The 26,029-nt window shown below is 41.7% G+C and carries 23 protein-coding genes; 22 read left to right on the forward strand and 1 reads right to left on the reverse strand.

Annotated features, from left to right (window positions below):
* The first annotated feature begins 17 nt into the window (after nt 1-17).
* The 21 genes from BST85_RS04435 to BST85_RS04535 all read left to right on the forward strand — a co-directional run bounded on the left by BST85_RS04435 (nt 18) and on the right by BST85_RS04535 (nt 23,787).
* Nucleotides 18-1,283, forward strand: a complete 1,266-nt coding sequence (locus BST85_RS04435) for a sulfate adenylyltransferase subunit 1 (protein WP_104812156.1) — start codon at nt 18-20, stop codon at nt 1,281-1,283.
* Between the two features lie 36 nt (nt 1,284-1,319).
* Entirely contained in the window at nt 1,320-2,720 is a 1,401-nt protein-coding gene (locus BST85_RS04440; protein ID WP_104812157.1) for a UDP-glucose 6-dehydrogenase, read from the forward strand.
* Nucleotides 2,721-2,735: 15 nt separating this feature from the next.
* A complete protein-coding gene (locus tag BST85_RS04445) occupies nt 2,736-3,674 on the forward strand; it encodes a sulfotransferase family protein (RefSeq protein ID WP_104812158.1) in 939 nt (312 codons plus the stop codon).
* Nucleotides 3,675-3,685: 11 nt separating this feature from the next.
* Nucleotides 3,686-5,440, forward strand: a complete 1,755-nt coding sequence (locus tag BST85_RS04450) for an ABC transporter ATP-binding protein (protein ID WP_181039952.1) — start codon at nt 3,686-3,688, stop codon at nt 5,438-5,440.
* Between the two features lie 64 nt (nt 5,441-5,504).
* Entirely contained in the window at nt 5,505-6,104 is a 600-nt protein-coding gene (locus BST85_RS04455) for a sulfotransferase family 2 domain-containing protein (protein WP_181039953.1), read from the forward strand.
* 230 nt (nt 6,105-6,334) lie between these two features.
* Nucleotides 6,335-7,192 carry a glycosyltransferase family 4 protein gene (locus BST85_RS04460; RefSeq protein ID WP_181039954.1) on the forward strand — a complete coding sequence of 286 codons (858 nt, stop codon included), beginning with the start codon at nt 6,335-6,337 and terminating at the stop codon, nt 7,190-7,192.
* Nucleotides 7,189-8,214, forward strand: coding sequence for an acyltransferase (locus BST85_RS04465; protein WP_104812162.1), 1,026 nt, complete (start codon nt 7,189-7,191; stop codon nt 8,212-8,214). Before BST85_RS04460 ends, BST85_RS04465 begins: the two co-directional genes overlap by 4 nt.
* A gap of 32 nt (nt 8,215-8,246) precedes the next feature.
* Entirely contained in the window at nt 8,247-9,044 is a 798-nt protein-coding gene (locus BST85_RS04470) for a sulfotransferase (RefSeq protein ID WP_146090646.1), read from the forward strand.
* Nucleotides 9,044-10,180 (forward strand): glycosyltransferase, encoded by a 1,137-nt coding sequence (locus BST85_RS04475; RefSeq protein ID WP_104812164.1) that lies wholly within the window; start codon nt 9,044-9,046, stop codon nt 10,178-10,180. Before BST85_RS04470 ends, BST85_RS04475 begins: the two co-directional genes overlap by 1 nt.
* Nucleotides 10,177-10,941 (forward strand): sulfotransferase family 2 domain-containing protein, encoded by a 765-nt coding sequence (locus BST85_RS04480; RefSeq protein WP_104812165.1) that lies wholly within the window; start codon nt 10,177-10,179, stop codon nt 10,939-10,941. The genes BST85_RS04475 and BST85_RS04480 overlap by 4 nt, the downstream gene beginning before the upstream one ends.
* Before the next feature lie 30 nt (nt 10,942-10,971).
* Nucleotides 10,972-11,805, forward strand: coding sequence for a hypothetical protein (locus BST85_RS04485; protein WP_104812166.1), 834 nt, complete (start codon nt 10,972-10,974; stop codon nt 11,803-11,805).
* Nucleotides 11,806-11,856: 51 nt separating this feature from the next.
* A complete protein-coding gene (locus BST85_RS04490) occupies nt 11,857-12,783 on the forward strand; it encodes a sulfotransferase (RefSeq protein WP_146090647.1) in 927 nt (308 codons plus the stop codon).
* 34 nt (nt 12,784-12,817) lie between these two features.
* On the forward strand, nt 12,818-14,032 hold the full coding sequence (locus BST85_RS04495; RefSeq protein WP_104812168.1) for a glycosyltransferase family 4 protein: 1,215 nt from the start codon (nt 12,818-12,820) through the stop codon (nt 14,030-14,032).
* Complete coding sequence (locus BST85_RS04500; RefSeq protein WP_104812169.1) at nt 13,966-15,111, forward strand: glycosyltransferase family 4 protein; 1,146 nt, start codon at nt 13,966-13,968, stop codon at nt 15,109-15,111. Before BST85_RS04495 ends, BST85_RS04500 begins: the two co-directional genes overlap by 67 nt.
* Nucleotides 15,112-15,707: 596 nt before the next feature.
* Nucleotides 15,708-16,451, forward strand: coding sequence for an O-antigen ligase family protein (locus BST85_RS04505; RefSeq protein WP_104812170.1), 744 nt, complete (start codon nt 15,708-15,710; stop codon nt 16,449-16,451).
* A complete protein-coding gene (locus tag BST85_RS04510) occupies nt 16,417-17,394 on the forward strand; it encodes a sulfotransferase family protein (RefSeq protein ID WP_146090648.1) in 978 nt (325 codons plus the stop codon). Before BST85_RS04505 ends, BST85_RS04510 begins: the two co-directional genes overlap by 35 nt.
* A 20-nt stretch (nt 17,395-17,414) precedes the next feature.
* Entirely contained in the window at nt 17,415-18,266 is an 852-nt protein-coding gene (locus BST85_RS04515; protein WP_104812172.1) for a glycosyltransferase family 2 protein, read from the forward strand.
* Nucleotides 18,266-19,438: a glycosyltransferase gene (locus BST85_RS04520; RefSeq protein ID WP_146090649.1), complete on the forward strand. Its 1,173-nt coding sequence runs from the start codon at nt 18,266-18,268 to the stop codon at nt 19,436-19,438. The genes BST85_RS04515 and BST85_RS04520 overlap by 1 nt, the downstream gene beginning before the upstream one ends.
* Before the next feature lie 31 nt (nt 19,439-19,469).
* Entirely contained in the window at nt 19,470-20,585 is a 1,116-nt protein-coding gene (locus BST85_RS04525) for a glycosyltransferase family 4 protein (protein ID WP_181039955.1), read from the forward strand.
* A 97-nt stretch (nt 20,586-20,682) separates the two neighbouring features.
* Nucleotides 20,683-21,441, forward strand: a complete 759-nt coding sequence (locus tag BST85_RS04530; protein ID WP_104812175.1) for a polysaccharide biosynthesis/export family protein — start codon at nt 20,683-20,685, stop codon at nt 21,439-21,441.
* Nucleotides 21,442-23,787, forward strand: coding sequence for a GumC family protein (locus tag BST85_RS04535; RefSeq protein ID WP_104812176.1), 2,346 nt, complete (start codon nt 21,442-21,444; stop codon nt 23,785-23,787). It begins immediately after the preceding gene.
* 8 nt (nt 23,788-23,795) lie between these two features.
* Here the strand turns inward: BST85_RS04535 and BST85_RS04540 are convergent, their stop codons facing one another.
* Nucleotides 23,796-24,524: a tyrosine-protein phosphatase gene (locus tag BST85_RS04540; protein WP_104812177.1), complete on the reverse strand. Its 729-nt coding sequence runs from the start codon at nt 24,522-24,524 to the stop codon at nt 23,796-23,798.
* Nucleotides 24,525-24,717: 193 nt separating this feature from the next.
* Here BST85_RS04540 and BST85_RS04545 point away from each other — a divergent pair, with 193 nt between their 5' ends.
* A complete protein-coding gene (locus BST85_RS04545; protein ID WP_104812178.1) occupies nt 24,718-25,884 on the forward strand; it encodes a glycosyltransferase family 4 protein in 1,167 nt (388 codons plus the stop codon).
* Nucleotides 25,885-26,029 lie beyond the last annotated feature (145 nt).

A 26,029-nucleotide genomic window follows, 5' to 3' on the forward strand; every position in this document is an offset into this window, starting at 1 on the left:
CCTATTACAAGCAAGACATGGATTACCAACATACAGAATTATTGAGATTTACAACGGCCGGAAGTGTTGACGACGGAAAGAGCACACTGATCGGTAGGTTGTTGTACGATAGTAAATCGATCTTTCAGGATCAACTGGATGCCGTGGAAGAGAGTAGTAAGAAGAAAGGTTTCGATTACGTAGATCTTTCACTCTTGACAGATGGTCTGCGTTCCGAGCGGGAACAGGGAATCACCATCGATGTGGCTTATCGTTACTTTTCCACACCTAAGCGGAAGTTTATCATTGCAGACACTCCCGGACATATTCAGTATACCAGGAATATGGTAACCGGTGCTTCTACTGCTAACCTGGCCATTATTCTGGTGGACGCCAGAAAAGGGCTACTGGAACAAACTCATCGACATTCCTTTATCGCATCTTTGCTGCGCATTCCTCACGCAATTGTATGTGTGAACAAAATGGATCTGGTGGATTATAGCGAAGAGGTGTATGATCAGATCGTCCAGGATTTTACAGATTTCTCAGCTAAACTGGAGATCAACGATATCCAATTTATACCAATCTCTGCCCTGATGGGAGATAATGTGGTGAACCGCTCTGAGAATATGCCTTGGTACGAGGGAAGCACCCTGATGTATCATTTGGAGCATGTGCATATATCCAGTGACCTGAATCACATCGACAATCGTTTTCCGGTGCAATCCGTAATCCGTCCTCATAAGATCGACTTCCAGGATTACCGCGGATACGCCGGTCGAATTGATGGTGGGATCTTTAAGGCCGGAGACAAAATTCGAGTATTACCAACTGGGTTTACCTCTACCATTAAGAGTATCGAACTGGCCGGAGAAGAAATGGAGGAAGCCTTTGCACCCATGTCTGTGACCATGACCCTTCATGACGAATTGGACATTAGCCGTGGGGATATGATCGTCAGGGAAAACAATAGTCCAGACGTAACACAGGATATCGAAGTGTTGGTCACCTGGATGAACGAACGTCCATTGTATAACAGGACCAAGGTCATTGTAAAGCACACGACCAATGAATGCCTGGGGATGGTAAAGGACATCAAATACAAGGTAGACATCAACACCCTGCACCGAATTACTGATTTTGATGCCGTTGAGATGAACGATATAGCCAGACTGTCCATTAGAACGTCCAAACCCTTATTTGTGGATCCTTATGGCCGGAACCGACTAACCGGAAGTATCATTATCATAGACGAACAAACCAATGAGACCTTAGGGGCAGGTATGATCGTACGAAAGGGTTGATCTCACCGGCTAAAACCAACAAACATTAAATGCGTCATGAAAATTAATCGAATATGTTGTATTGGAGCCGGCTATGTTGGGGGACCGACTATGTCTGTCATTGCTCAAAAGAATCCGGAGATCCGAGTAGATGTTGTCGATCTTAACGAGCAGCGAATCGCTGATTGGAACGATCAGGATCTGACCAAATTGCCTATCTACGAGCCTGGTCTTGACGGCGTAGTTGCCGAAGCCAGGGGACGAAACCTATTCTTCTCTACTGAAGTCGATGATGCTATCGAGAAGGCAGATATGATCTTTATTTCGGTTAACACCCCTACAAAGACCTATGGTACCGGAAAAGGGATGGCCGCAGATTTGAAGTATGTGGAACTATGTGCCAGGCAGATCGCGCGAGTAGCCAAGGATGATAAGATCGTTGTAGAGAAATCCACCTTACCTGTGCGTACGGCCGAAGCCATTAAAAGCATTTTGGACAACACGGGGAATGGAGTGAACTTCCAGATCCTTTCTAATCCGGAATTCCTGGCGGAAGGAACAGCAATCGATGATCTTTTAAGTCCGGATCGGGTGCTGATAGGCGGTGAACAATCTGAAGAGGGACAAGCGGCAATTAACGCGCTGGCTTCAGTATATGGAGCTTGGGTCCCTGAAGATCGGATTCTAACGACTAATTTATGGTCGTCAGAGCTTTCAAAATTGACTGCGAATGCCTACTTGGCCCAACGGGTCTCGTCCATTAACGCCTTGTCTGAATTGTGTGAAGCGACCGGTGCTGATGTAGACGAGGTGGCCAAAGCAATTGGAATGGACTCCAGGATTGGTCCAAAATTCTTAAAGGCGAGTGTTGGATTTGGAGGTTCTTGTTTTCAAAAGGATATTCTGAATCTAGTCTATATTTCCAAATCCCTCGGATTAGATGCCGTAGCGGATTATTGGGAACAGGTGATCATCATGAACAACCACCAGCGGGCGCGATTCGCCAAGAAGATCATAACCACTTTATACAATACGGTTTCCGGGAAAAAGATCACATTTTTGGGATGGGCCTTTAAGAAGGACACTAATGATAGCAGGGAATCGGCGGCCATTTATGTGGCGGATATGTTGATGGATGAGCGAGCAGAGATCGCCGTATATGACCCAAAGGTGAGTAGTCGGCAGATGCTGGAGGATCTGAATTACCTCAATACCCGATCAGAATCTGAGAACGAAGAATTGATGGATACTCACAACGAACCTTACGGTGCGACCGATGGTGCTCATGCAGTAGCGATTTTAACCGAGTGGGACGAGTTCAAAGACCTGGATTGGGAACGAATTTACAAGGGGATGCAAAAGCCAGCTTTTGTATTTGATGGCAGGAATATTATGGATAGTCAGAGAATGAGGGACATCGGCTTTATTTTTCAAGGAATCGGTAAGCCGTCGGAATAGGAAAGTAAAGACGTTTTGAGTTCGGAACAATACGATATTATTTTTATAGGAGGAATTCAGCGGTCCGGAACAACCTTTTTAAGGGGATTACTCAATAACCATAAAGATGTTCTAATCCTTTATGAATGTGCTTTCTATAAATTACTTTACAATAAATACAGCAATGGGATAGAAAAGGACTCAATCGGTCAATTTCTCGATGATTTGTACAACATTCGCAGATTTAGACTACTAGGTATAGATCGTCAGATCTTGAAGGAAAAACTGCGACAGCATGGCGGTTTAGTTCCTTATCCGAAATCAATTCGTCTGGTTTTGGATATTTACAGGGAACAGAATAAGCCAGAGGCCAAAGTGGTTGGACTTAAGAATCCCAATGCGTTGTTCCATCTGAAGTTCATTCATGAACTTTTTCCAGAGGCCAGCTTCCTCAACATGATCCGTGATCCCAGAGGCGTTCTGGGTAGCTTAAAGAAAAAAAGGACTAAACGCGGTTCATATGATAGACGGGAGGCGATTTGGATGGTTTACAAGCGTTTTCGCGATGTGGTTAATATCCACAAGAACAAACAACTTATTCCAATTCAGCACATACTGTATCGTGATTTGGTCAGTAATCCTGAATCTACTATTAGAGAGATCTGTAAGTTTATTGGAATTATTTGGAGTCCGGACCTATTGAATAGCAATAAGTCTGAGGTTCTCAATATCCCTGAAAATGAGCGATGGCAGCATGGTCTGGCCTTGGAAAAGCCCAATACCGATCGGATTTCCGCCTACAAGGATGAGTTAGATCAGGCAGAAATAGCGATCACCGAATATCTTTTGAAGGATGAACTGGATTATTTTGGGATGCCTCAACCAACCTACAGAACTACCTACACCACCTATTGGGAGGTGTTTAAGATTTACACATATCGGCTTCAAAAGAGTCTAGGTGTGGCCTGCTTTTGATTGATGACATGATGGAGAAGTATTTTAAGAACTTTCTATTTTTCTACAAGGCAATTGGGAATAGGCTTTTTGTTGCTCTAACTCTAAATGTCCTGGTAGGAATTTTAGATGGATTGGGGTTGGCCATGTTCCTGCCTTTACTTCAAATGGTTAGTGACAATGGTGGTGAGATAGAGGGTAAATCTGCTGTGATCGAGGGAATGTTCTCCTCAATGGGTTTGGAGCTGAACCTGTTCTCCGTGCTGTTGTTCATGGTGTCCATATTCGCGGTAAAGGGACTGATCAAATTTCTCTCGTTTTCTTTTCAGGTAATAATTCTTCAGTCATTTATCCGGACCGTACGGATCGATATGTTCGACAAATTTCATGTTTTGAATTACAAATACTTTACCCAATCTGATTTTGGAAGATTACAGAATTCGGTGACGGCAGAGGTATCCCGTGTTGGTCAGGCTTGTCGGTCATATTTGAAGACAATGGAGGCTTTAGTTCTAGTAATGACCTATCTTGTTCTGGCCTTTATCACAAACCCTCAATTTTCCCTCCTCGTTACCGTTGTAGCTGGCTTGACCAATTTTCTGTATAAGTTCATCAATCGAAAGACAAAAGGCCAATCAAGAATATTGGTCAAACGCAATGATTTTTTCCAGGGAATGGTTTTGGAGTACCTAAACAATTTCAAATACTTAAAGGTTTCCGGAAAAATTCAGGTCTTTGGGGAGAGGCTTACTAAGGGGATCAAGCAAGTTGAGGAAACCAATAAAAGAATCGGGATCCTCAATGGAATAGCTTTGACCATACGTGAACCTATTTTGATTTTCGTGCTCTCAGCAGTTATGTTGGTACAGGTGGAAGTTCTTGGTGGTTCACTGGGATTGATTCTGCTTTCCATCGTTTTTTTCTACCGGGCCTTACAGGTTGTATTGGTCATGCAGAATCAATACAACGTATTTCTTTCAGTAGAAGGGTCTTTGCGAAATTTAGAGCAAATACAACGCGAATTCGATGATCACCATCAAGATACAGCTGGTCGTACTTTTACGGGGCTTCGCTCTTTTATTCGATTAGATGGCATCCGTTTCGGTTTTGGCGATCGGATTGTATTGAACAATATTGACCTCATTATTCCAGAGAATAAAACGATGGCCTTTGTGGGACCCAGCGGCAGTGGTAAGACCACATTGATCAATTTGATCGCCGGACTCCTGTCGCCGGATTCTGGTCAAATTTTATATGACCATAAGCCAATATATGAGTATGACATTTCCAGTTTGCAGAGTAGGATAGGATACATAACGCAGGAGGCAGTTGTTTTTAGTGATACGCTTTTTAACAATATCTCGCTTTGGGATAAAATGACGGATGAGAATTTATCGCGCTATGAGCGGGTTGTTCAAGACGCTGCAATGGATGAGTTTGTGGAAACAGATAGTGCAGAAAATCAAGTTAGCGGACTTAATCTGAGCGGTGGTCAAAGACAGCGAGTTTCTATAGCTCGAGAGTTGTTTAAAGAACCTGACATTCTAATCATGGACGAGGCAACCTCATCTTTGGACTCTGCAACCGAGGCGGTAATTCAAAGAAGGATCAACGAATTTTCAGGAAAAAAGACCATCCTTATCGTGGCACACCGATTATCAACCGTTAAAAAGGCCGACATAGTCGTATATCTGAATGCTGGAAATATAGAAGCTCAAGGAACGTATGAAGAATTAATGGATACAGTACCTAAGTTTCAGAAGATGGTGGAATTACAGAACCTGTAAATTGGTCGACACCTAGTATTAGGTTCATATGATTTTTTAGCATGGGTCCGGAACGATGTTAATTATGCAACTGTTTAAGAAAACACCCAAGAAGAGAGGTTATTTTGTCCATATTCCGAAAACCGCCGGTGGGAGCATGCGGTATTTCAGCCGGCATGTCGGTCTAGAAATCGTGGGGCATAATCTTCGTGACCCTAATTATCAATATTTCAAGGATTATGAGGATAGAATGTCATATTTCTCTTTTGCATTTGCACGGAACCCGCTAGATCGTGCCGTTTCAGCATTTCAATTTTTAAGTGAAGGGGGCATAAATGAAGAAGATCAAAAAGACGCTCAGCAATACGTTAGTCCTTATAAGGGAGACTTTAATGCTTTTGTTCATTCGGAATTGACAAAAGGTGAGGTGTTAAAGCAGTTACACTTTATGCCCCAGCATAATTGGATTACGGATTCTGCTGGAAAACTATGTGTGGATATGATATGTCGTTTTGAGAACTTAGAGCAGGAGGTTACCAAACTTAACCAACTACTAAATATCACTAAACACTTCGAAATGCCACTAAAGAATCCAAGTGCCAAGGGGAAGAGAATCATTGACTCGAAATCTGAATCGATCATCAGGGAGGTCTACTACAAGGACTATCTAATGTTTAATTACTAGCCGGGTTGGGAAATCAATAGTCAGTGAAAAAAAATCCGCAAATTCAATTCATTTCATCCAAACCGATCCGGCCTTTCGGAACTGTCCAAATGCGGTGTTTGCAACCGGCAGAATCGCTCGGAGAGAAGGGGTTTGACGTGGAGGTAGGGAATATTCGAAAAGTATTGCCAACAAAAAACGGCATTATTTTTTTTCATAGAACACCGAGCAACGCATTTACCCGCTCATTCTTGAGATTGGCCCGATCCTATGGGAATGTTTTAGTTTATGACACAGACGACTTAACCATAATCGAAGCCAAACAGAAGGACCACGTGATGCATCTATGTGATGCAATTACTGTTTCTACAGAGTTTCTTAAAAAGGAATTCGCCAAACATTTCGAGCCGGTGATCGTTATACGCAATGCACTTTCAAGTGCCTATTGGCAGGCCGCCACCGCGATAAGAGAATCAAAATATGAGGGTGATAATAAGTACGTAACTATGGCTTACCTAAGCGGGTCTGCCACACATGATGATGATTTCAAAATAATTGAGCAATCACTTCTTGAGCTTCTCAATCAATATGACCAAACACGGTTGATCTTGGCGGGTAAATTGAATTTCTCTAAAGATTTCTTCCAATTTCAAGATCGTTTCATCAATTATGAATTCATGTCCTATACTGATTATGTGAATCTATACAAGTGTATTGATATCAACTTGGCTCCATTGGATGTGGACAAGCCTTTCAATCAAGGCAGAAGTGAACTCAAGTATATGGAAGCCGGAGCTTGTGGAATTCCTACGGTGGCATCACCAACGGATAGTTATTTGCATGCAATTGAACCAGGCGTTAATGGTCTGTTAGCCAGCGGTGGAGAGTGGAAAAGTCAATTGATTAAATTGATCAACAATTCGGAATTACGTCGTGAACTGGGGGTCAAAGCTTGCGCCGACATGAGCGCAAATTATTTGGGGGATAGTCGGGTTCGGGAGTACATAGACCTTATTCATCGTTTGAAGGATCAACAGAACGTCCGATCAGGACCGCTTCGGAGATTAGCTTGCTTAACCTCCGTGTATCTAACCCGATTGATAAGATGATAACCTATATCAACATTCTACGTGTTTTGGCTGGTATTTTTGTCGTCCTACTTCATGTATCGGGCGATGGTTTTGATTTGGATTTGGAGACCTACAATAAAGGGTCAATGAATTGGTGGGTTACTAATGCTTACAATTCGATCACAAGGTGGACTGTGCCCATTTTTGTCATGATGGGAGGCGCACTTGCCATACGCCCCAAAAACCAGCGGATGACAAATTATATTTTGAAAAGGTCAAAACGGGTCCTGGTTCCATTGTTATTTTGGGCTCTGATCTATTTGGGATATCGCATAGGTTTCAATGGACTGAGCATTGATAGAGCATTCTATCAATTTTTTATAAGCGGAAAACCATTTTATCACCTTTGGTATTTCTACATGCTCTTAGGTTTGACGATTTTAACACCTGTTCTAAGTTTAATTCGAGAAAAGTATGGGGAGTGGTTCGTTGGTCTTGTTGGATTGGTCTTGTTGATCCTATTTCTAACAGTGCCAGCATCCCATGACGTTTTTCCTTTGGTGCGGGTTGAATCTGTTCCGGCATATTTGGTCTGGTTCATGCCTTACTTAGGCTACTATTGTCTAGGTAGTTACTTCGCCAATATGAAAAACAGGATCAAACCTATGTTAATTGTTCTCCTATTATTAATCTTATGGACCGTCACTATTATTGGAGTATACTATGCGGATCGGATATTTCACAGTTACCTTGCCTGGAACACAGCAGGGATCTCAATATTGATCTTTGTGTTATTTAAACAGATGAACTTCGCTTCAGGGATTAGTAAAATATCGACCAAGTTGGCTCCCCTTACTTTAGGCGTGTATTTGATGCACCCATTACTATTGGAATTATTGAAGGGGCACAGGTATAACAATAGACTCGATAAACCCCATATTGGCAATTCCAATGATCACACTCTGTTGTTGGTCGATCTGTCTATTATTCACGCAATTATTCTTAAAACACAAACTGCTGTCACAGGTGGTTGTATAGCGAAGTTATCCCGGCTAGTATGATCAATAGAATTCAGAGTTCGATAAAATCTAGGTTGAAGACAAGGCGTATCAACAGGCGTGCTTCCAAGAAGGAACGTTATCAACTGAGAAATGAACTAGGCAGTCCTTCGGCCGTAATCTGGATCTTCGGTTGCCAAAGATCCGGGACCACATTTTTAGAGAATATTTTTCGTCATGATCTGAACTCATCCGTATTTGGTGAATTTAGTCCTTTAACAATAGGGGAGAGAAAAACGGTATTGAAAGGTAGAGCAGAGGTGACCACTTTGGTTAGTGATCAAAATGCAAAGTATGTCGTAATCAGACCCCTGTTTGAATCCGATCGTGCTATTGAGTTGATGAATTTTTTTCCCAACTCTATAGGAGTATGGATGTTTCGTGAAGGTAGTTTTGTAGTGGACTCTATGATGAGAAAATGGAAAGACCAATTCTTTGCTATTTCTCGGCGTGTCGAATCGGATGAGCAAGGACATTGGAGATTATCAAAATCTGTTATGGAGCATTCCCTCGAAAATGGAGAACTCCACGTGGCCGAACGATATGCTCGATATTGGATTATGAGAAATGAGATTCCTTTTGAGAATAAACTGATGGCCGATGAACGCTTACTATTCTTGGATTATAGAAAATTGGTTCAGGATCCGGGTCAATGCATAGTTCAGATACTACGACACGCAGGGAAGTTCGAAATTTGGCCTGATTTCAAAGTAGATGCTAGAACAAATCGGCTTTACCAAGAACCAAAATTGGAAATATCTCCTGAATCTAGACTGCGTTTGCAAGTCTTGTACAAAGAGTTAGAAGTAATCGGGAAACAACAATTCGGCTAATGATCGCAATCGTAACACCAAATCCGGATACTCCAGCCGAGACTTTCGTTAGGCAACACATCAGGTTAATTCAACCTGGAAAGACCGTGGTGGTCTATTGGGAAGGGAATGGAAATTCATTGGACGGTATATCCTCAAATCGTATACCTGCGCGTTCCAATTCTGTTCTTGGTAAATTGGTAAGCCTAAGGAGCTACATGTTGTGGGGTTATCCTGGACTTTTGGTTGGCCATCAAGGGAAGCAGTTAGAGAAATTTTTCAAGCATCACCAGGTCGAAGCAGTTCTGGCTGAATTTGGACCGACTGGTTGTGCAGTCATGCGAGTATGCGATAGGTTGAATTTACCACTGTTCGTGAATTTTCACGGTCATGATGCCACGGTCATGGCCAAACGAAAATTGATCCGTCGCGCCTATCGCTTTTTGAATAAAAGAGCGACTGGATTTATTTGCGGGTCCAATCATTTTAAACAAATTTTGATCGATCTTAATATTAGTGCAAATAAAATTCAGGTAATTCCTTGTGGAATTGAAATGGAAGAATTTGGGCCTTTGGAACAAGGTAAAGATGATGGTCTCGTTCTGGCAGTAGGTCGGTTTGTAGAGAAAAAAGCACCACATTTGACCATACAGGCATTTGCTAAGGTAGTTGAACAATGTCCTGAAGCCCGTTTAGAAATGATAGGAGGGGGGCCATTATTAGAAGAATGCAAAATATTGATTGATCGTCTAGACCTCACTCAGCAGGTTATACTCCATGGGGTTAAAGATCATCAATTCGTGAAGTCGAAAATGAAGCAGGCATCTGTATTCGTTCAGCACTCCGTAATAGCTAGTAATGGAGATATGGAAAGTCAGGGTGTATCATTGTTGGAGGCAATGGCCAGTTCGACGCCTCAGGTAGTCACGGATCACAATGGGTTTAGTGAGACGGTTTTAGAGAATGAAACAGGATTTTTGGTTCCTGAGGGCGATACCAACCAGATGGCCAATAGAATCATTGAGTTATTATCTGATCCTATAAAACGCTCTCGCTTTGGTATTCGATCCCAAGAGATTGCCAAATCTAAGTTCGAGTCTAGAAGTATGGCAGAAAAGATTCGAAATTTAATGTTAACCTCCAGTCGAGTTATATGAGCGCACAAGAAATACACAAGAGTGAATACGATTCCTTTTTCTGGTTGCACATCAAGAAATCTGCTGGAATCTCTACACGAAAACTGTTACAACCTCACTACGTTGAAGTGGTAAGAGGTAAGAAACCTCAAAATTTCATTCAATCCGATCGGTCTCAGTACAACGATATTCTCAATAATTTCCGAGTAGTTCTCGGTGAGTATCAATTTAAGCGAGCACTATTTGCGAAGAAATTCCTGTACAAGGAACAATGGGACAACATCTATTCCTTCGCCTTTGCCAGGGAACCAGTGGATCGTTGTGTCAGTATGTTCTTCTATTTGTTCTATGGAAAAGATTTGTCGTTGCCTCGGAAGATTTACAACACTTATCGAAACATTAGAACCTATGGTAAACCACTTAACTCATTAACCGGGCAGTTTGATCTTTTTTTAGACCTGGTGCAACAGGCACATGAGGACAGGACTTCCATTTACATTCCCAGGGGTTTACATTTCACCACACATACAGCTTCTGTTTTCGACGATGTGACAGACACGGAAGGGAAGGTCTTACTGACCGAAATATTCAAATTGGAGAATTTGTTGATGGGGGTCAAACGTGCTCATGAAGCCTGTGGACTTCCTATGAATAATCCGGAGGTTGATGTCAGGTCCAATAGAGGAAAGAACAAAAAGGAGTTTAGTCCCTCTGTTGAACAGCGAAGAAAGATCGAGTCCATTTTTTATAAGGACTTCGAATTATACGAGAATGCGAACTAGAACAATTATTATTTCAAGTAATGTATCCTTATGTTCCTGACAGATGATTTTTGTTATGTAGACATGCCAAAGACCGGCACGGTAGCCGTGAACAATTGGTTAAAGGAACTGTTTCCAGATCGGTATTTCAAACACCATGAAAAACCAAATGCGGACATTGTGAACAGTGGTCGCTTGCTGTTTGGCACATATCGAGACCCACATTCATTTTATCTTTCCTTGTGGACCTATGGTTGTACCAAAAGAGAGAGAACGGGTGGAGTTTACTCTAACTTAACCTCCTTTAGACTGTTCAAATCTTTGGCTTACTCCAAAAATAAACTCGGAGCAATTAGAGCAATAGTCTCCAAGCTAAGGCTTCGCAGATCATTGGATATAGAATACCATAAACGCCTCTATGCCGATAAGAATGACCCCGAATTATTTCGGCAATGGCTGCGAATTGTACTCGATCCAAAATATGCCTGCTTGCTTTCGGGCTCCTATTACTACAGTGGAATCCATAAATTAACAGGTCTGTACAGTTGGTACATGTTAACTTTCTACTTTAAAGACCTAGGTGTGTTGACGCAAGGTAAGGTCAGGTCTGAAAAAGAGCTTCTTCAATTTGTTGCTGCCAACTGCTACATCGACGAATTCATAGACCAACAAAATCTCTTTGAGAGTTTTCAAAATTTAATGCGGGAACATCAATTCTTAAAAAATAATGCCGTTTTAGATCGCCTGGAAGATCGCCCAATGAACAGTTCGAAATCTGGGCAGGTGGATCATATGTCATTCTATACGGACGAATTGGTCAAATTAGTCGAGAGTCGGGAGTCTGTAATTGTTCAGCTCATTAATAACCGCTACCTCTCTGAGTGAGTCAAGAAACAAATGAGTATGAGTTCAATTGGCATCTAAAAAGAGTCTAATTTGGGAAAGACAAAAGTTATCATGTTGAGTTCACTGGCATTTTCCGGTAGCACATTGTTCGGACTGGCCTTGGGTAGACATAGTAGAATGACCACTCTTGGTGAGGTTATGTATCTGGAGCGTGACTATCACCCAAATCTGCAATGTTCATGTGGAGAACGATTAGGAGAATGTCCAATGTGGAGTAGAGTAGTTAAGCAGGCTAACAGTCAATCTGTCGATGTCCAGTTCAAATTTGACAAGAAATGGAAAGGCGTTGATTTTGACAAGAAAGGATTTAACTTTTATAAATTTTTATTGATTAATGGTTTTCGTCCTCAACGAATCTATCGTGATGATCAAATTGAAAATTATCGGATTCGAAATGGGAACTTCTTTAACCTCATGGGGAAGGAATTCCCTGACACGGAGTACTTTGTTGATCTCTCCAAAACACCCGAACGCATGGAAGTATTGATGGGATCTCCGTCAATCGACGCTTATTATATTCATTTGAGGAGAAATCTGAAGGCTGTTTACAAATCCAATCTTTCTCGTCGCAAAATGACTCGGAAAGGATGGGGCTTCAAAATGTTACGTGAAAGTTATTTATTGCATGCCCGTGAACGTCATAGAAGAAAAGTCTTTGATCGAGTTCCTAAATCAAAAAGAATTACTGTAGATTTTGATCTCTTCAAGGCCCAGCCTATGCAAGAATACCGGCATGTGCTGAACTGGCTTAATTTACAAGATGAAGAGATCAAAGACCCAAGAAGTCTATCGATAAAGAAGCAACACTTATACTTAGGTAACCGCTGGCTTTTCTCGTCAGATCCAAATTATGATGTTCAAATATCTGAGAGCTCTCAAAAGGTTGAGTTGAATAGATTGGAACGTATGAGCTTTAATATATTTAAAACATTATTAAACCCTAATTTCAAAGACTAGATCAAGGATTTGAATTTGAATTAATTAAACAGAAATGAAGGTAGTATTTGGTTCGGTCCCTAAAGATAGTGGTACTTTCACATTTTACAGGAATGTTAGACCGGAACTGGAGAAATTGGGAATCAGCCTATACTGCGTATCCGTTGGTGCTGTTCAAAAGGGATTATGGCAAGATGAATACGCAGATGATAATTGCGTTCTGTTGGCACCAAATCACCATAGGGTTAAAACATTGTCAAAGGTATTTGTCGACTGGTGCATAGCCAACAAGATTGATTTTGTTATGGGAATCAATTCGGAACCTATTTTGAGTGCTATACCACACTTACCAAGATCAATTAAGGCAGTATCTAGATGTGCTAATGCATTTGATCACGGGTACAAAATAACGATGTCAGGCAGAGAAAGATTAATGGCAATTTTTGCGTTGACACCCCGTTTGAGGGATGATCTTATCAGCAAGTATGGGGCAGACCCGGAATTAATGCATTTAATCCCGAATGGAATCGACCCATCTCCTTACGATCAGCTAAGAAGAGATTCTGGAGCGGATTCCAATGTCTTGTCCATCGGATTTTTAGGAAGATTGGAGCATGTTCAAAAAGGGGTCATGCACATTCCGTCGATTGTGGAAGAATTAATGAAAAGAAAGATCCCTTTTCATCTTACAATAGCGGGAAAAGGCAAGGATTGTCAACGTCTCGAAACAGCACTTCAACAAGCCATATTGGATGGACAGGTCAGTATGATCGGGGCTTTACCCCCAAATGAAGTGCCTGAGTTTTTGACGGAACAGGACATATTCCTTTTCCCATCGCATTTTGAAGGCTGTCCAAATGCGCTCCTTGAAGCTATGATGGCGGGTTGTGTTTCGATGAGCTGGGTGATTAATGGTATAACGGACTTTGTTTTGAGGGACGGGAATACGGGATTCTTATTCGAGACAGGGGATTACAGAGGGATTGCGGAACGCATAGGCAAATTAGATAAGGATAGGAGACTAGTTAGTCAATTGGGTATTAATTCAGCTAAAGAGGCGAGAGATCGATTTACGCCAGAACGCACGGCAAAAGCGTATTTCGAGGTTCTTAAAACCTTAATGGATTCCGATCTTCCGGAGGTTGCAGTAAAGCCATGGTCTAAATTCAAAGGAGATCCTAATTTCAAGCACTTTGGTGATCCATGGATGCCGAGAAGTTGGCAATTTTGGCTGAAAAAACACTTGAAAAGGACAACAGCATTATGGTAGTCCATCAGATCATTAACGATTATGATTTATCCAGGGGTGGTGCCCAGCGGATTGTCAGATTACTTCATACAGGACTGAATGATGACAAGTTCAGCTCGAGGTTGATCGGTTTGTCATCATCTCCGACGCAAGAATTGACACAAGCGGAATCCTTTGGTTTCTCATCTGTCTATAATTGGAAAATTCCGTTCTCATTGTATCGCTATTTCCGAAAGAATGTTTCCGAAGGAGATGTTGTTCATGCACATCTTTTTCCCACGGTATTCCATGTATCTGTGCTAAAGCAGCTGGGATTACTACCCACATGTACATTTATCTACACTCAACACAGCACATCCAACCGGCGACGAAACAAATGGTGGGGAAGAATGATCGATAGTATTTCCTATAAGGCTTACGATCACATAGTGGGAATTAGCCATGGAACTACCTCTTCACTGCTATCTTGGAAACCTGAACTGGAAGAGAAACTCTTAACCATTAACAATGGGGCGGACCTTAACTTTTCAGAACCGATTAGTCGGAAATCTTCGGACTGTAAATTGAAAATATTGTCTGTTGGACGATTACACCGATCAAAGAACTACGCAACAGCTATCCGGGCGATCGCATTGATCAAAGACGTAGATTTCGAATTTCAAATAGCTGGAATTGGTCCTTTGCAAAAAGATCTAATGGAATTAGCGAAAGAATTGAAAATTTCGGACAAAGTGAAATTCTTGGGATATGTTCCAGATTTGAGTGATACCTTGCGGTCGGCAGATATTTTCTTGTTGACCTCTACTTGGGAAGGATTTGGCCTTGCCGCTGTTGAGGCCATGAATGCAAGTTTGCCATGTGTTTTATCCGACGTGATCGGACTCAGGGAATTAATACAAACTGATGGGCACGAGGGATACTTGATCGATCCTGAAAATCCACAGGAGATTGCAGAAAAGTTGAAGCTCCTCACTGCAGATCTGGAAAATCGCAATAGGATGGGTTTGTTGGCTTTCAATCGATCAAAGTCCTACGGGGTGGGTGAAATGATAAAAAAGTATACGGAACTTTACAAAAAGGAACTCGTTGGATCGCAATAGAAAAATAGCGCGAAGGTTACTTTTTTGGACCGTACTCATTTTGTTTTCGGCTCCAAAAATAAATTATAAGTTAGGACCAATACCCGTTTATTTGATCGATCTGTTAATTGCAGCCACGGCGTATTATGCCTATAGGATATCAGGCAGCGCACAACGCATTCCATACAAGGCCTGGTGCTGGCAATATGGATTATGTTCATGACAAACGAATTACTGAATGGTGTAATTCTAGGTTCACTTTTGGAGCCGATCTATTTGACCCTGCGCTCCACCTTAGCAATCAGCCTGTTTTTTAGTGTTCCGAGGATTATTCAGTCTACGAATGATATCAAGAAGATGTTGAATTATGTTTTGATCGGTTCAATGATTACATCTTTGTTACTAATAGCAAGTTCCTTACCATTGACACGGACAATTGTCAGTAATTATGTATTCTCCAATCCCTATTTGACTCCAAATAGTGCATCCCTGACAGAGAGTTTAGAGAGTACAGAAGAGGCGATGAGGGGCTCTTCTCTAATCGGAGTATCCATTATTAGTGGCGCATTTTTAAATGTGGCCTGGCCCATGTTACTTTTATTCTTTTCCGGGGAAGGATGTCTTCCTCCAAAAAAATATTGGTTTCTGTCGCTCTTTTCCTCGCACCCATTGCCGTAGTAATGACTTATTCCAGAGGAGCCATACTGGCATTAATTCTGGTGGTTGTGGGGGTCCTAATTTTTCAGAAAGCCAGAGTCAGATATAATTTTGCGGTTCCTTTAATTGGAGCGATTTTGCTGTTTCAATTATTAGGATGGAATTCGGAGTATTTTTTCTTTGAGCGCATTGAGAATAGGGTTACTGCCAGTATCGAGAATCCGTACGAAGATGTAAGAGAAACCGAGCGTATTTTGGCTTACATAGAACCGTTTGAACATCTCGCTCAGAATCCGATAAATCTGTTCATTGGACAGGGATTTGCTCGATCCAAGATCCTGAATGGCGATTTACGTTCTGTTTACAGTGAAAATGCTGCTGATCATGCCGTGTTTGCTAAGGCTTATTACGCCTACGGTATGATCACGGCTATTATGTTGATTATTCTTTTTATTAAAATGGCCCTGTATACTTATCGGATGATCTATGGTTTTACAAATCAAAAATATTACAGCAACCAGTTTTCCAGGATTCTGATAGCCATTTTGATGGGATTTTCATCCTGGTTTGTCTTTGGTCATGCAGCAGTTTCAACCCCCAGAGGTAGTATGTTGATGTTTTTTGTTTTTGGACTAGTGATCACTCAGTACAGACTCATATCGTTCGAATTTGAAGAAGAACAAAAGAGACAATCAGATTCGTGAAGGTATGAAGCCAACTGTAGTAATCTTATTATCAGACAAGCGGTCAGGTTCCACCATGCTTCAAGATGCGCTTTGCGCTCATTCCCAGATTCAGACGGTCCGTTATTCTCCCCATACTTATCTGGAAACTCAGCATTGGTTGAAGGGAGCCGTAATTTTAGAGAAGGATCAATCGGATTTTCATGGAAATAAAGTGTATTCTGGTTACGGCAGTGCAAAGAATGCACGAATTTACCTGAAAGACGAACTAAATGGGAATCTGCCAGATTTTAATTTGACCACAGACGACAGTTCACTGGTATTCAGTGGCTGGGAGGCGATTTGTGAGGAATTTGCCAAGCCTGTTTTCTTTGAGAAGTCTCCACAAGTAGTTGCCCATTGGGGCGCTTTGGCTTTGATCTTAGAATGGATGCAAATAACAAAGTTCAGGGTAAAGATCATTGGTCTTGTTCGAAATCCGTTGGCTGTGCAGTATTCCGCATTTAAACTTTTCCGTTCATTACCTGTCAAACGGCAGTTTGGGTGGTTAAGTGGTCAAAAGAATTTAGTGCGTTTCGCACAAGCTATAGATCCGGCATCGTATTATCAGTTGCGATATGAGGATTTGGTGAACCAACCCGAGAAATCCCTTCAAGCCATTTGTGATTTCATTGGTTGTGATTTTGAAGAAGCCACAAGTAAAAATATACATGGGAACTCCATGCGAAAATGGAATGACGATCCCTTTTTTGATCTACAGCTGGATCCAAGCGTGGTTAATATGGCTATGGAATTAGGATATTCTGCGGACGAATTAGCGAACAACAACGAAAGCAGACCGGATTTGCTTAGTAAATTGAAATGGCAATTAGAGACTGCTATGATCAAATCCAAGAATAAAATTATGAACCGATGGATTCATCCTCTTCGGCTGTTCTTAAGATTAAATCGGGATAGAAGTTAATGGTATTAACACCTTTTAGAATGACGAAATTTAATAATGGATCAAAAAAGAACACACTTGGAGTTGTCGCGATCGCTTACAACGAGGAGATCGATCTTCCCGGGTTTCTATCCCATCTCACAGCTTGGGTCGATGAGATAGTGATCGTCGACGATGGCTCGACGGACAGGACAGGTGAAATAGCCCATACATATGGTGACAAAGTGAAGTTCCTGATATCTCCAAGAGAGGAGGGGCAATATTACTCGGATCAACGAAACAAAGGCATAGCTGCATCAGAGAGTCAATGGTTGTTACATATGGATATTGACGAGCGCGTGCCACCTGAATTAAGCCGTGAAATTATTCAAGCCATTCAACGTAAAGATAAGGATGCATATCGTTTCCGACGTTTAAATTATTTCATGCACAGACCCATGAAAGGCGGTGGATGGTCAGATTGGAATCTCGTGCACTTGTGTAAGCGAAAATACTTGCGCTTTGGTGGAATGTATCACGAAACCATTGACTTACAAATACCTGATTCACGAATCGGTCAATTGAACAAAAAGATGTATCATTTCAATGATTCTTCTTACAACGAACGGTTGAGAAAAAGTTTGACCTATCAGGAAGAAGTGATTAAGCACTTGCGGGAGCGTGGGGTCCGCGTAGGTCTTTGGAACATGATCTATGCATTATGCAGAGAATTTGGTGTTAAGTACTTCTACAAGCGAGGTTTTCAGGACGGTACCACTGGATTTATATCAGCTTTTCATTCCTCATTTGCCATGTTTAAAGCATATGCCTTATTGTGGGAAGAGCAGAATAGGGTAACACGTGCACAGTTGGAAAAAGAAATGGAGTCCGAATGGAACCGAAATAATAATTGATGCACATTCTTTTTCACAGACCTACTCCTTGGTCCAGCTCGATTAACTGCAGCACAAAGATTTATGCCCGGCTATTTGCTGAGGCTGGACACAAAGTGACTTATCTTCAGGCTAATATCAATTCGGCGCAGTATTTCCTAAAAAAGGGATATTATCAATTTTGGGCGGAAGGATCCAGGATGGAGGATGGAATCTGGGTGACATCCGGTCTAAGTTTATCACCGCTCATTGAGCAGATAAAGTGGCATCAGCCAGTTCTAGCAGACTTAAGATATCGTTCCTGCCTGCCGTCTATTCGCAATATTGTTGAAGAATCTGGATTCGGTCCACCTGATATTATTTGGACCACTATACCGGGTAGCAGTGCACTCAAGAAGATTTTTCCGGAGTCACGATTGATTTTTCACAGTATCGATAATTATGAAGCCTTTCAAGGACGCTCTATCAATAGACTCTTAAGAGTAGATTACAAACGAGCCGAGAGAATTTTCGTCATAGGGGAGGCCATTAAAGCCGATGTTATTTCAAAACATAAGGTAGATTCGGATCGGATTACCAATTTAGGTCAGGGAGTCAATCTTTCGCCATATCAGAAAAACCTCCCAATGCCGGATGAATACAGCAATATGAAAGGTCCGATTGCGGTTTGGGTAGGCGTGCTGAAGAAACTAGATAAAGATTATCTGCGGACTGTCTTAAAGGCCATGTCGAAATCGGATGGTTCTGTCGTCTTAATCGGTCCGAAGGATCCGGATTTTGATGTAATGGCTTTAAAATGGGATAATCTTTATTTACTGGGGTCCAGGAAAGCCGAGGACGTTCCTGCCTATTTAGTGCATGCCGACCTTGGTTTAATGATATACAATCGGAATAATCAAGAGGTTTATAAAGGGCAACATCCTCTAAAACTCTATGAATATGCGGCAGCGGGAATTCCTGTTATTTCCACATGGCATCAAGAATTTGAGAGTCTTAATCCGCCGGTTTACCTGGTGAATGATGATGTTGACCTGGAATTGTTAGTTGAGCAGGCTCTTAAGAGTAGTAACGAGTTGAAACGAGACATTCTTCAATTTGCCGAGAGGAATAGTTGGCAAAATTGTATGAACAAGGCCTTGGAGGTTATGCATACAGTTATGAATCTTTCTACCAATAACGAAGTTAATGAGTAAATCGGTTGCATTTTTTTCTAATCAATTTGCAATGACCTCTGGCCATGGAATCGCGCGTTATGCTAAGGAATTGTATGCCGGTATTAGAAGATTAGAATCGGAATTTAACATTGTTCCGGTGTCTACTTGGAGCGATCGCAAAGGAAATGATCTTAATGATTTTATTGAATCTACCGGTCTGAACATATTACCTGGTGGGTCCAAGTTTTTGCCGCTGGCTTGGAAGTATTTTAACTATCCAAATGTAGAGCAGTGTTTGAGATCGGAGGTGGATTTAGTTCATGCTTTGTCCCCCGGTTACCCCCTTGCAACACGTAAACCTTATTTGGTTACGGTTCATGATATTGGACCCTTGACCCATAAACAGTTCTTCACTAAGAAAGATCAATGGCTAATGCAGGCAAGTATTAAACAGGCCGTTAGGCATGCAGATGGTATAATTTGTGTTTCTCATAGCACGGCAAAAGACTTGCAAAACTATGTTCAGGATACCTATCGAGAGGATTTGACCGATCGGATTCGGGTTATCCATGAAGGCGTTGATAGTGATTTTGGCCAGCCGGTTAAAACCATAGAAATTCCAGATATCCACTTAATTGATGAGCTCAAGGGAAGACCATACTTGTTGACCGTTGGTAAGATCAGTCCGAGAAAAAATCTCGATCTGGTATTAAACTCGTTTAAGGATTTGACTCTCAAGTTCCCCGACCATCAATTGTTAACAGTAGGAGGCGATGGTTGGGATTTTCAGCAGGTTAAACAAAGAGCGGGAGAATATGGGATTCAGAAAAGCGTTCATTTCTTGGGTTATGTAAGTGATGAGTTATTGAAACACCTATATGCGCATACCGAAGTGTTCATTTACCCTTCTTTATTTGAAGGATTTGGACTGACCTTATTGGAGGCCATGGCATGCGGAGCACCCGTTGTAACGTCCAATATTTCAAGCATGCCGGAAATTGCTGGTGATGCGGCCATATTGATCGATCCGAAGAATCAGCATGATCTGACGGACAAGTTGATCCAATTGCTCTCGGATAGCACAATGAAGTGCTATTTTCGAGAAAAGGGAATCAGCAGAGCATCGGACTTTGATTGGCAACATACAGCGACCAAAACACTTGAATTTTATAATAACATAATTTGACCTTCAATTAATAGGTTCGACCTGTTCATTTTAATTGTATAAATTATTGTTGAATCCTGATAAAGAGTAACTATTTTTGCGCAAATTTGACTTAAACATGAGAACTATTTCCCGCACATTACTGGTGTTATTAATTGCTGCCACAGTAATTTCATGTGTTTCTAAAAAGGAAATATATTATATGCAGGAAGTCCCAGAGAATCTAAAGACCGTGCCTTTTGAAAATTTGACCATTCAAAAAGGTGACATCCTCAACATACAGGTCGCTGCTTTGAACCCAGAATCGGTAGCCATGTTTAACAAAACACCTCAGACTCAACTAGGTAACGTAGAAACGCTCAAATACTCTGGATATTTGGTGGATGAACTGGGTGAGATCAAGGTTCCTTATATCGGGAGTATACGGGTAACTGACATGAGCACACGGGAATTAGAGATAAAATTGGTGGAAGAAATTTCACCTTATGTAAACGAACCGGTAGTTGCCGTTCGTTTGGTCAATTACAAAGTTACCGTGCTTGGTGAAGTGAAAAATCCCGGAACGATAACAGCCTCTGAAGAGCGACTAACAATTCCTCAGGCATTAGGCTATGCTGGAGATTTGACCATAAATGGGAGTAGGGAAGATGTTGTCCTGGTTCGTCAAACGGAAGATGGTTACATTACACACAATCTGGATCTAACACAAGATGATCTATATATGTCACCCTATTTCTACCTCAATCAGAACGATATGATTTACGTCCGACCAAATGGTGCTAAGGTGAAAAGTGCAGGTTTCGTTGGGAACGTAGGCGCGGTTCTTGGAGTTGTTTCACTAGCTCTTACCATTACAATATTATTAACCAACAATTAAATGGAAGAATCATTAAATTCACTCTTCGAGGAGCGCTCCTTCAATTTCAAAAAAGAAGTCGGCTATTACCTTTTCTTTTGGCCCTACTTCTTGATGGCAATAGTCCTTTGTTTGATCGGATCCTTCATTTATTTGCGCTATCAGACTCCTATCTACTCCGCCCAGTCTCAAATTCAGATTAAAGAGGGAAAGGATGACGCCTCTACATTCTTGGCTCAGAACCTTCAGTTATTTAATAGTAGCCGGATCAAAATGGTCAATGAGATAGGTGTTATTACTTCTGGTTTTATTCTAGGCCAAGTTGTAGATCGGTTGGATCTGCAAACCCGTATTTTTTCAGTGGGTTCGATCCGGGAATCATTGCAAGACCAAGAGTTTTTGCCATTTAAGGTTAATTTTCATGATAGGAAGGAGTTAGGTAGGTTTGAAGTCACAGTAGAAAACGGGGAGGTTAACATCATCCAGGGTGAATCGGTCACAAAACTGCCTCAGAACAATGCCATGGTTACAGATAAGTTTTCTTTGATCTGGATCGACACCTTAACAAAAGAAGACAAGGAGTACCGGATTGTACATGTATCCAGAGAAAATGCAATCGCTCAATTGAAAAATACGTTATCGGTATTACCTGCCTACAAGGGTAGTGAAATCATCGATTTGAAGATCAATGGACCTAACCGAAATATCAATCGTAAAATACTGGATGTTCTGATCGCCGTTCTCCAAGAAGACCAAGTGGCCGAGAAAAGAGCCGTTTCCGAGGTCAGTATCAAATTTATAGATGAGCGTCTGGCTGGATTATCGGAAAGTATTGATACCATCAGTGAAAACACAATCGAATTCCAAAAATCAAATCGGGTTTATGATCCACCTGTGCAGACGAGTAATGCGCTTGGAAACCTTATCAAGGGACAAGATGAGGCACTAAGATTAAATATTCAATTGGAAATTGCCCGGTCGTTACGCGAAAATTTGGAAGGTCAAACTGACTATGAGTTGCTCCCGGCACAAGTGGGTATAGAAAGTGAAGATATTAACGATTTGATCCAGAACTACAATCTTGGTGTTGCAGAGCGAAAGAGCTTACTGATTGGTTCTACGGATTTAAATCCGCTCGTCATTCAGATCACAGAAGAGTTAAAGGAGACCAAATCCATTATAATCTCAGGAATCGACCAATATATAGCATCTCTTCAGGTTTCTATTCGGAAATTCGATGAAGTGCTAACCGAAACGGAGAGTGTTGTTGCCTCCATTCCAAGAAAGCAAAGTGAACTTAGAGGCCTATTCCGTAATTTCCAGATAGTAGAAGAACTTTATTACTTCTTGCTTCAACGAAGAGAGGAGGCTTCGATCAAATATATGTCGGCTCTTCCTAATCTGAAGGTGTTGAGCAATGCGGTATCGAAAAACACCAAGGTTTCTCCAAAGCCTAAATCGACCTACTTGGGAGCTCTGATACTCGGTTTGTTGGTTCCTTTTGGAATCTTGTATGCTTTAAAGAACCTGGATAACAAGATTAATACCCGTGAAGATGTAGAACAAGGTCTGATGGGCGTTTCTATCGTGGGTGAGATACCTCATGAGAGCAACAAAGAGAGTTTTGATGATCCCAGAGGCATTGTGGCAGAAGCGACTCGAGTCATCAGATCGAACTTGGCCTTTATGTTACCCGATCATGGGAACGGTGTAATAACCGTAACTTCTAGTATAAAGGGAGAGGGTAAATCTTTTGTTGCCTTTAATCTTGCCCAGAGTTATCAGGCCTTGGGTAAAAAGGTCATTTTAGTAGGAGCGGACCTGCGTAACCCACAAATTCATTCCCGTTTAGGAATAGAACGATTTGATCATGGTTTGTCTTCATATTTGAGTTCTTCCGAGGATATTGATTTCGATAGTCTTATTTCCAAGGTGCCCGGAAGTGAACTGGATTTTCTGTTTTCCGGCGTCATTCCACCCAATCCATCGGAATTATTAATGAGACCGAGAATGAAAGAACTGGTTTCAACGCTCCGATCCAAGTATGATCTGGTCATCATAGATTCCGCTCCCATGATGTTGGTCAGTGATACGACACCAATCCTACCTTTGTCCGATTTAGTCGTCTACGTCTGTAGATCACAATACACGGACAAGAATGTCTTTGCCTTTATAAAGGATATGGTCAAACGTGAGAATATCCCGTCGATCGCCATGGTTTTGAATGGGATCATGGTAGGCGGTTCCAATAAGAGTAGATTTTCCTATTCCTATCGCTATAGTTACAATTATCAGTACAACTATGGCTATGGCTATGGTTATGGCGAAGACAGGAAGAAGAAATCTCGATCTAATCGAAACTCTTGATAGTATGACTATCTGAAATCGGCAATCTGCCGCTCCCTGATCTCTTCCCAGGATAATAACTGTTTCTTGTTCAAACGGATCTCCTTTAGCAGGTGGAGATGTCCAGGACGGTGAGCGTCTGTTCCCAAGTAGTCATATAGGCCAAGGTCCATGATCTTAAAAGCCTTTTGTTTTACATCGTCACCATAGTGACCCAAGAGCGAAAGTGCGTTGAGCTGCAATTTAAAACCCCTGCCTTTCAGTTCACTGAACTTCTTGAGGTCATTTATGCCGTGATACCGCTCCGGATGTGCTAATAGTGGTTTTATTCCTTGCTGCAGGAGCTGGAACCCTGCCTGTTCCAAAATCTGGGTATTGCCAAAAAAATGAATCTCGACCAGGCAAATATTGTTAGGCAACAGCAATTCCGGAGATCGTTGCTCAAAATCGGCCATGAATTGTTCATCTACCATATACTCGGCAGCATAGCGTTTCACTTGAATGTTTTCCGATCCCATGGAATCTTGCAGCACATCAAATGATGATTTTACCGATTGCGGGGTGTTGGGGTAAAGTTCAGAATATACATGCGGGGTGGGAATTACCTGAACAAACCCTAACTCCTTATAGGCCTCCAACATTCTATGTGAATCCTGGACTTCTTTACATCCATCATCGATTCCCGGCAGGAGGTGATTGTGAATATCACATAAACCCTCAAAGATAGGAGGGGAGGTCTTGTTGAAAAAGCTGAACATGAAAGTAGGTTTCTGGGAACAAATCTACGTGATTACCTCCTAATCCCCGATAAACTTCAGCGAACAAATTCGGGGTCCAATCAAGAAAATGCTCGTATTATTGTGACATCAATTGGCGTCGTGATCAATTTGGATACAGAGGCCAACTCAAACTTTAATACCCACCCGTTAAGATGATAAAAGCGAATTATGCATGAATAGTGATATTGCTTCATTTGATCTTTCGGGCTTAAAAGTTGCCATTGTTGAGAATACGGGGGCCGATTTTGTTATTTCAAGATTGCGTTTAGCCCGTTATCTCAGAGATCGTGGTGCCGAGATCATGGTGATCGTTCCGGCCGACGGAAGCAGTGACGAGATACGGGATGCCGGCTTTCAAACTCTGGAGGTATCCTCCAATATTCGCGGTAAGGGAATTGGTAACAAACTTCGATTCATGCGTGATTTGCGTAAGATCTGTCGCAATAATCGATTTGATATCATTCATTTCTACCGAATGCAGCCCAATCTTATCGGAACGCCTGTAGCATCACTGACTTCCAAGCCTAAGATCGTCAATCACATTACAGGCCTGGGCGTGGTATACTCATCGAGAACCTGGAAGAATCGTCTGCTTCAGTTTGCCATAACCTCCGCCTATCGGCTAAATGGATTATTGTTTTCACCCCATTACATCCTTCAGAATACGCAAGATGTAAAAGATTTAAAGATCAAGAAACGATATAGTGTTATCCGTGGTAGTGCGGTAGACGAAGATCGATTTAACCTCAAGAACGTTCAGACCTTAGAGAACCATTCCGATGGTCTGACTTTCCTGTTTGTATCTCGTCTGCTTAAGGAAAAGGGTGTTCTGGAACTGGTTGAATCCTTTATTGCGGCACAATCCGAACTGCCGGATGGAAGCAAACTTCAATTAGTTGGTTGGAGCGATCCGCAGAATCCATCTGCCATTTCCGAGCAATGGCTTAAGGATTATACCCGTGCGTATCCAGGGATCAAAGTACTGGGCAAGAGGTCAGATATTCCAGAGCTTATCAAACAGGCTGACGTATGTGTACTACCCACCAGGTACAGAGAGGGAACACCGAGGTTTATGCTGGAGTCCATGGCCATGGCCAAACCGATCATAACCACTAATATGCCTGGATGTGATCATTTAATTCCGAAGGGAAAAAATGGAATTTTGGTCGAGCCAAATGACCAACCAGCACTTACCGCTGCACTTCTCTGCATTTCCTCGCTTGATCTAAATGCCATGGGACAAGCCGGTTATTCTCTTTATTTCAATGAATTCTCAGAAAAAGTGGTCTATTCCTCCATTGCGGATGTCTATTTATCCATGACAAGAGGGAGTCAATAAAAATTCTCTATTGCGAATTGAATCTATCATTGAGAATTTCTTTTCATCGGCAACTACTCTTCTTATGCTCAATACTATAACGATTGAGGAGACATTTCAAGAGATTTCTTACAATACTTTTTTGCTAAGTATCTGATTCATAATC

The sequence above is a fragment of the Aureitalea marina genome (genome assembly GCF_002943755.1).
In the GTDB taxonomy this organism is placed as follows: domain Bacteria; phylum Bacteroidota; class Bacteroidia; order Flavobacteriales; family Flavobacteriaceae; genus Aureitalea; species Aureitalea marina.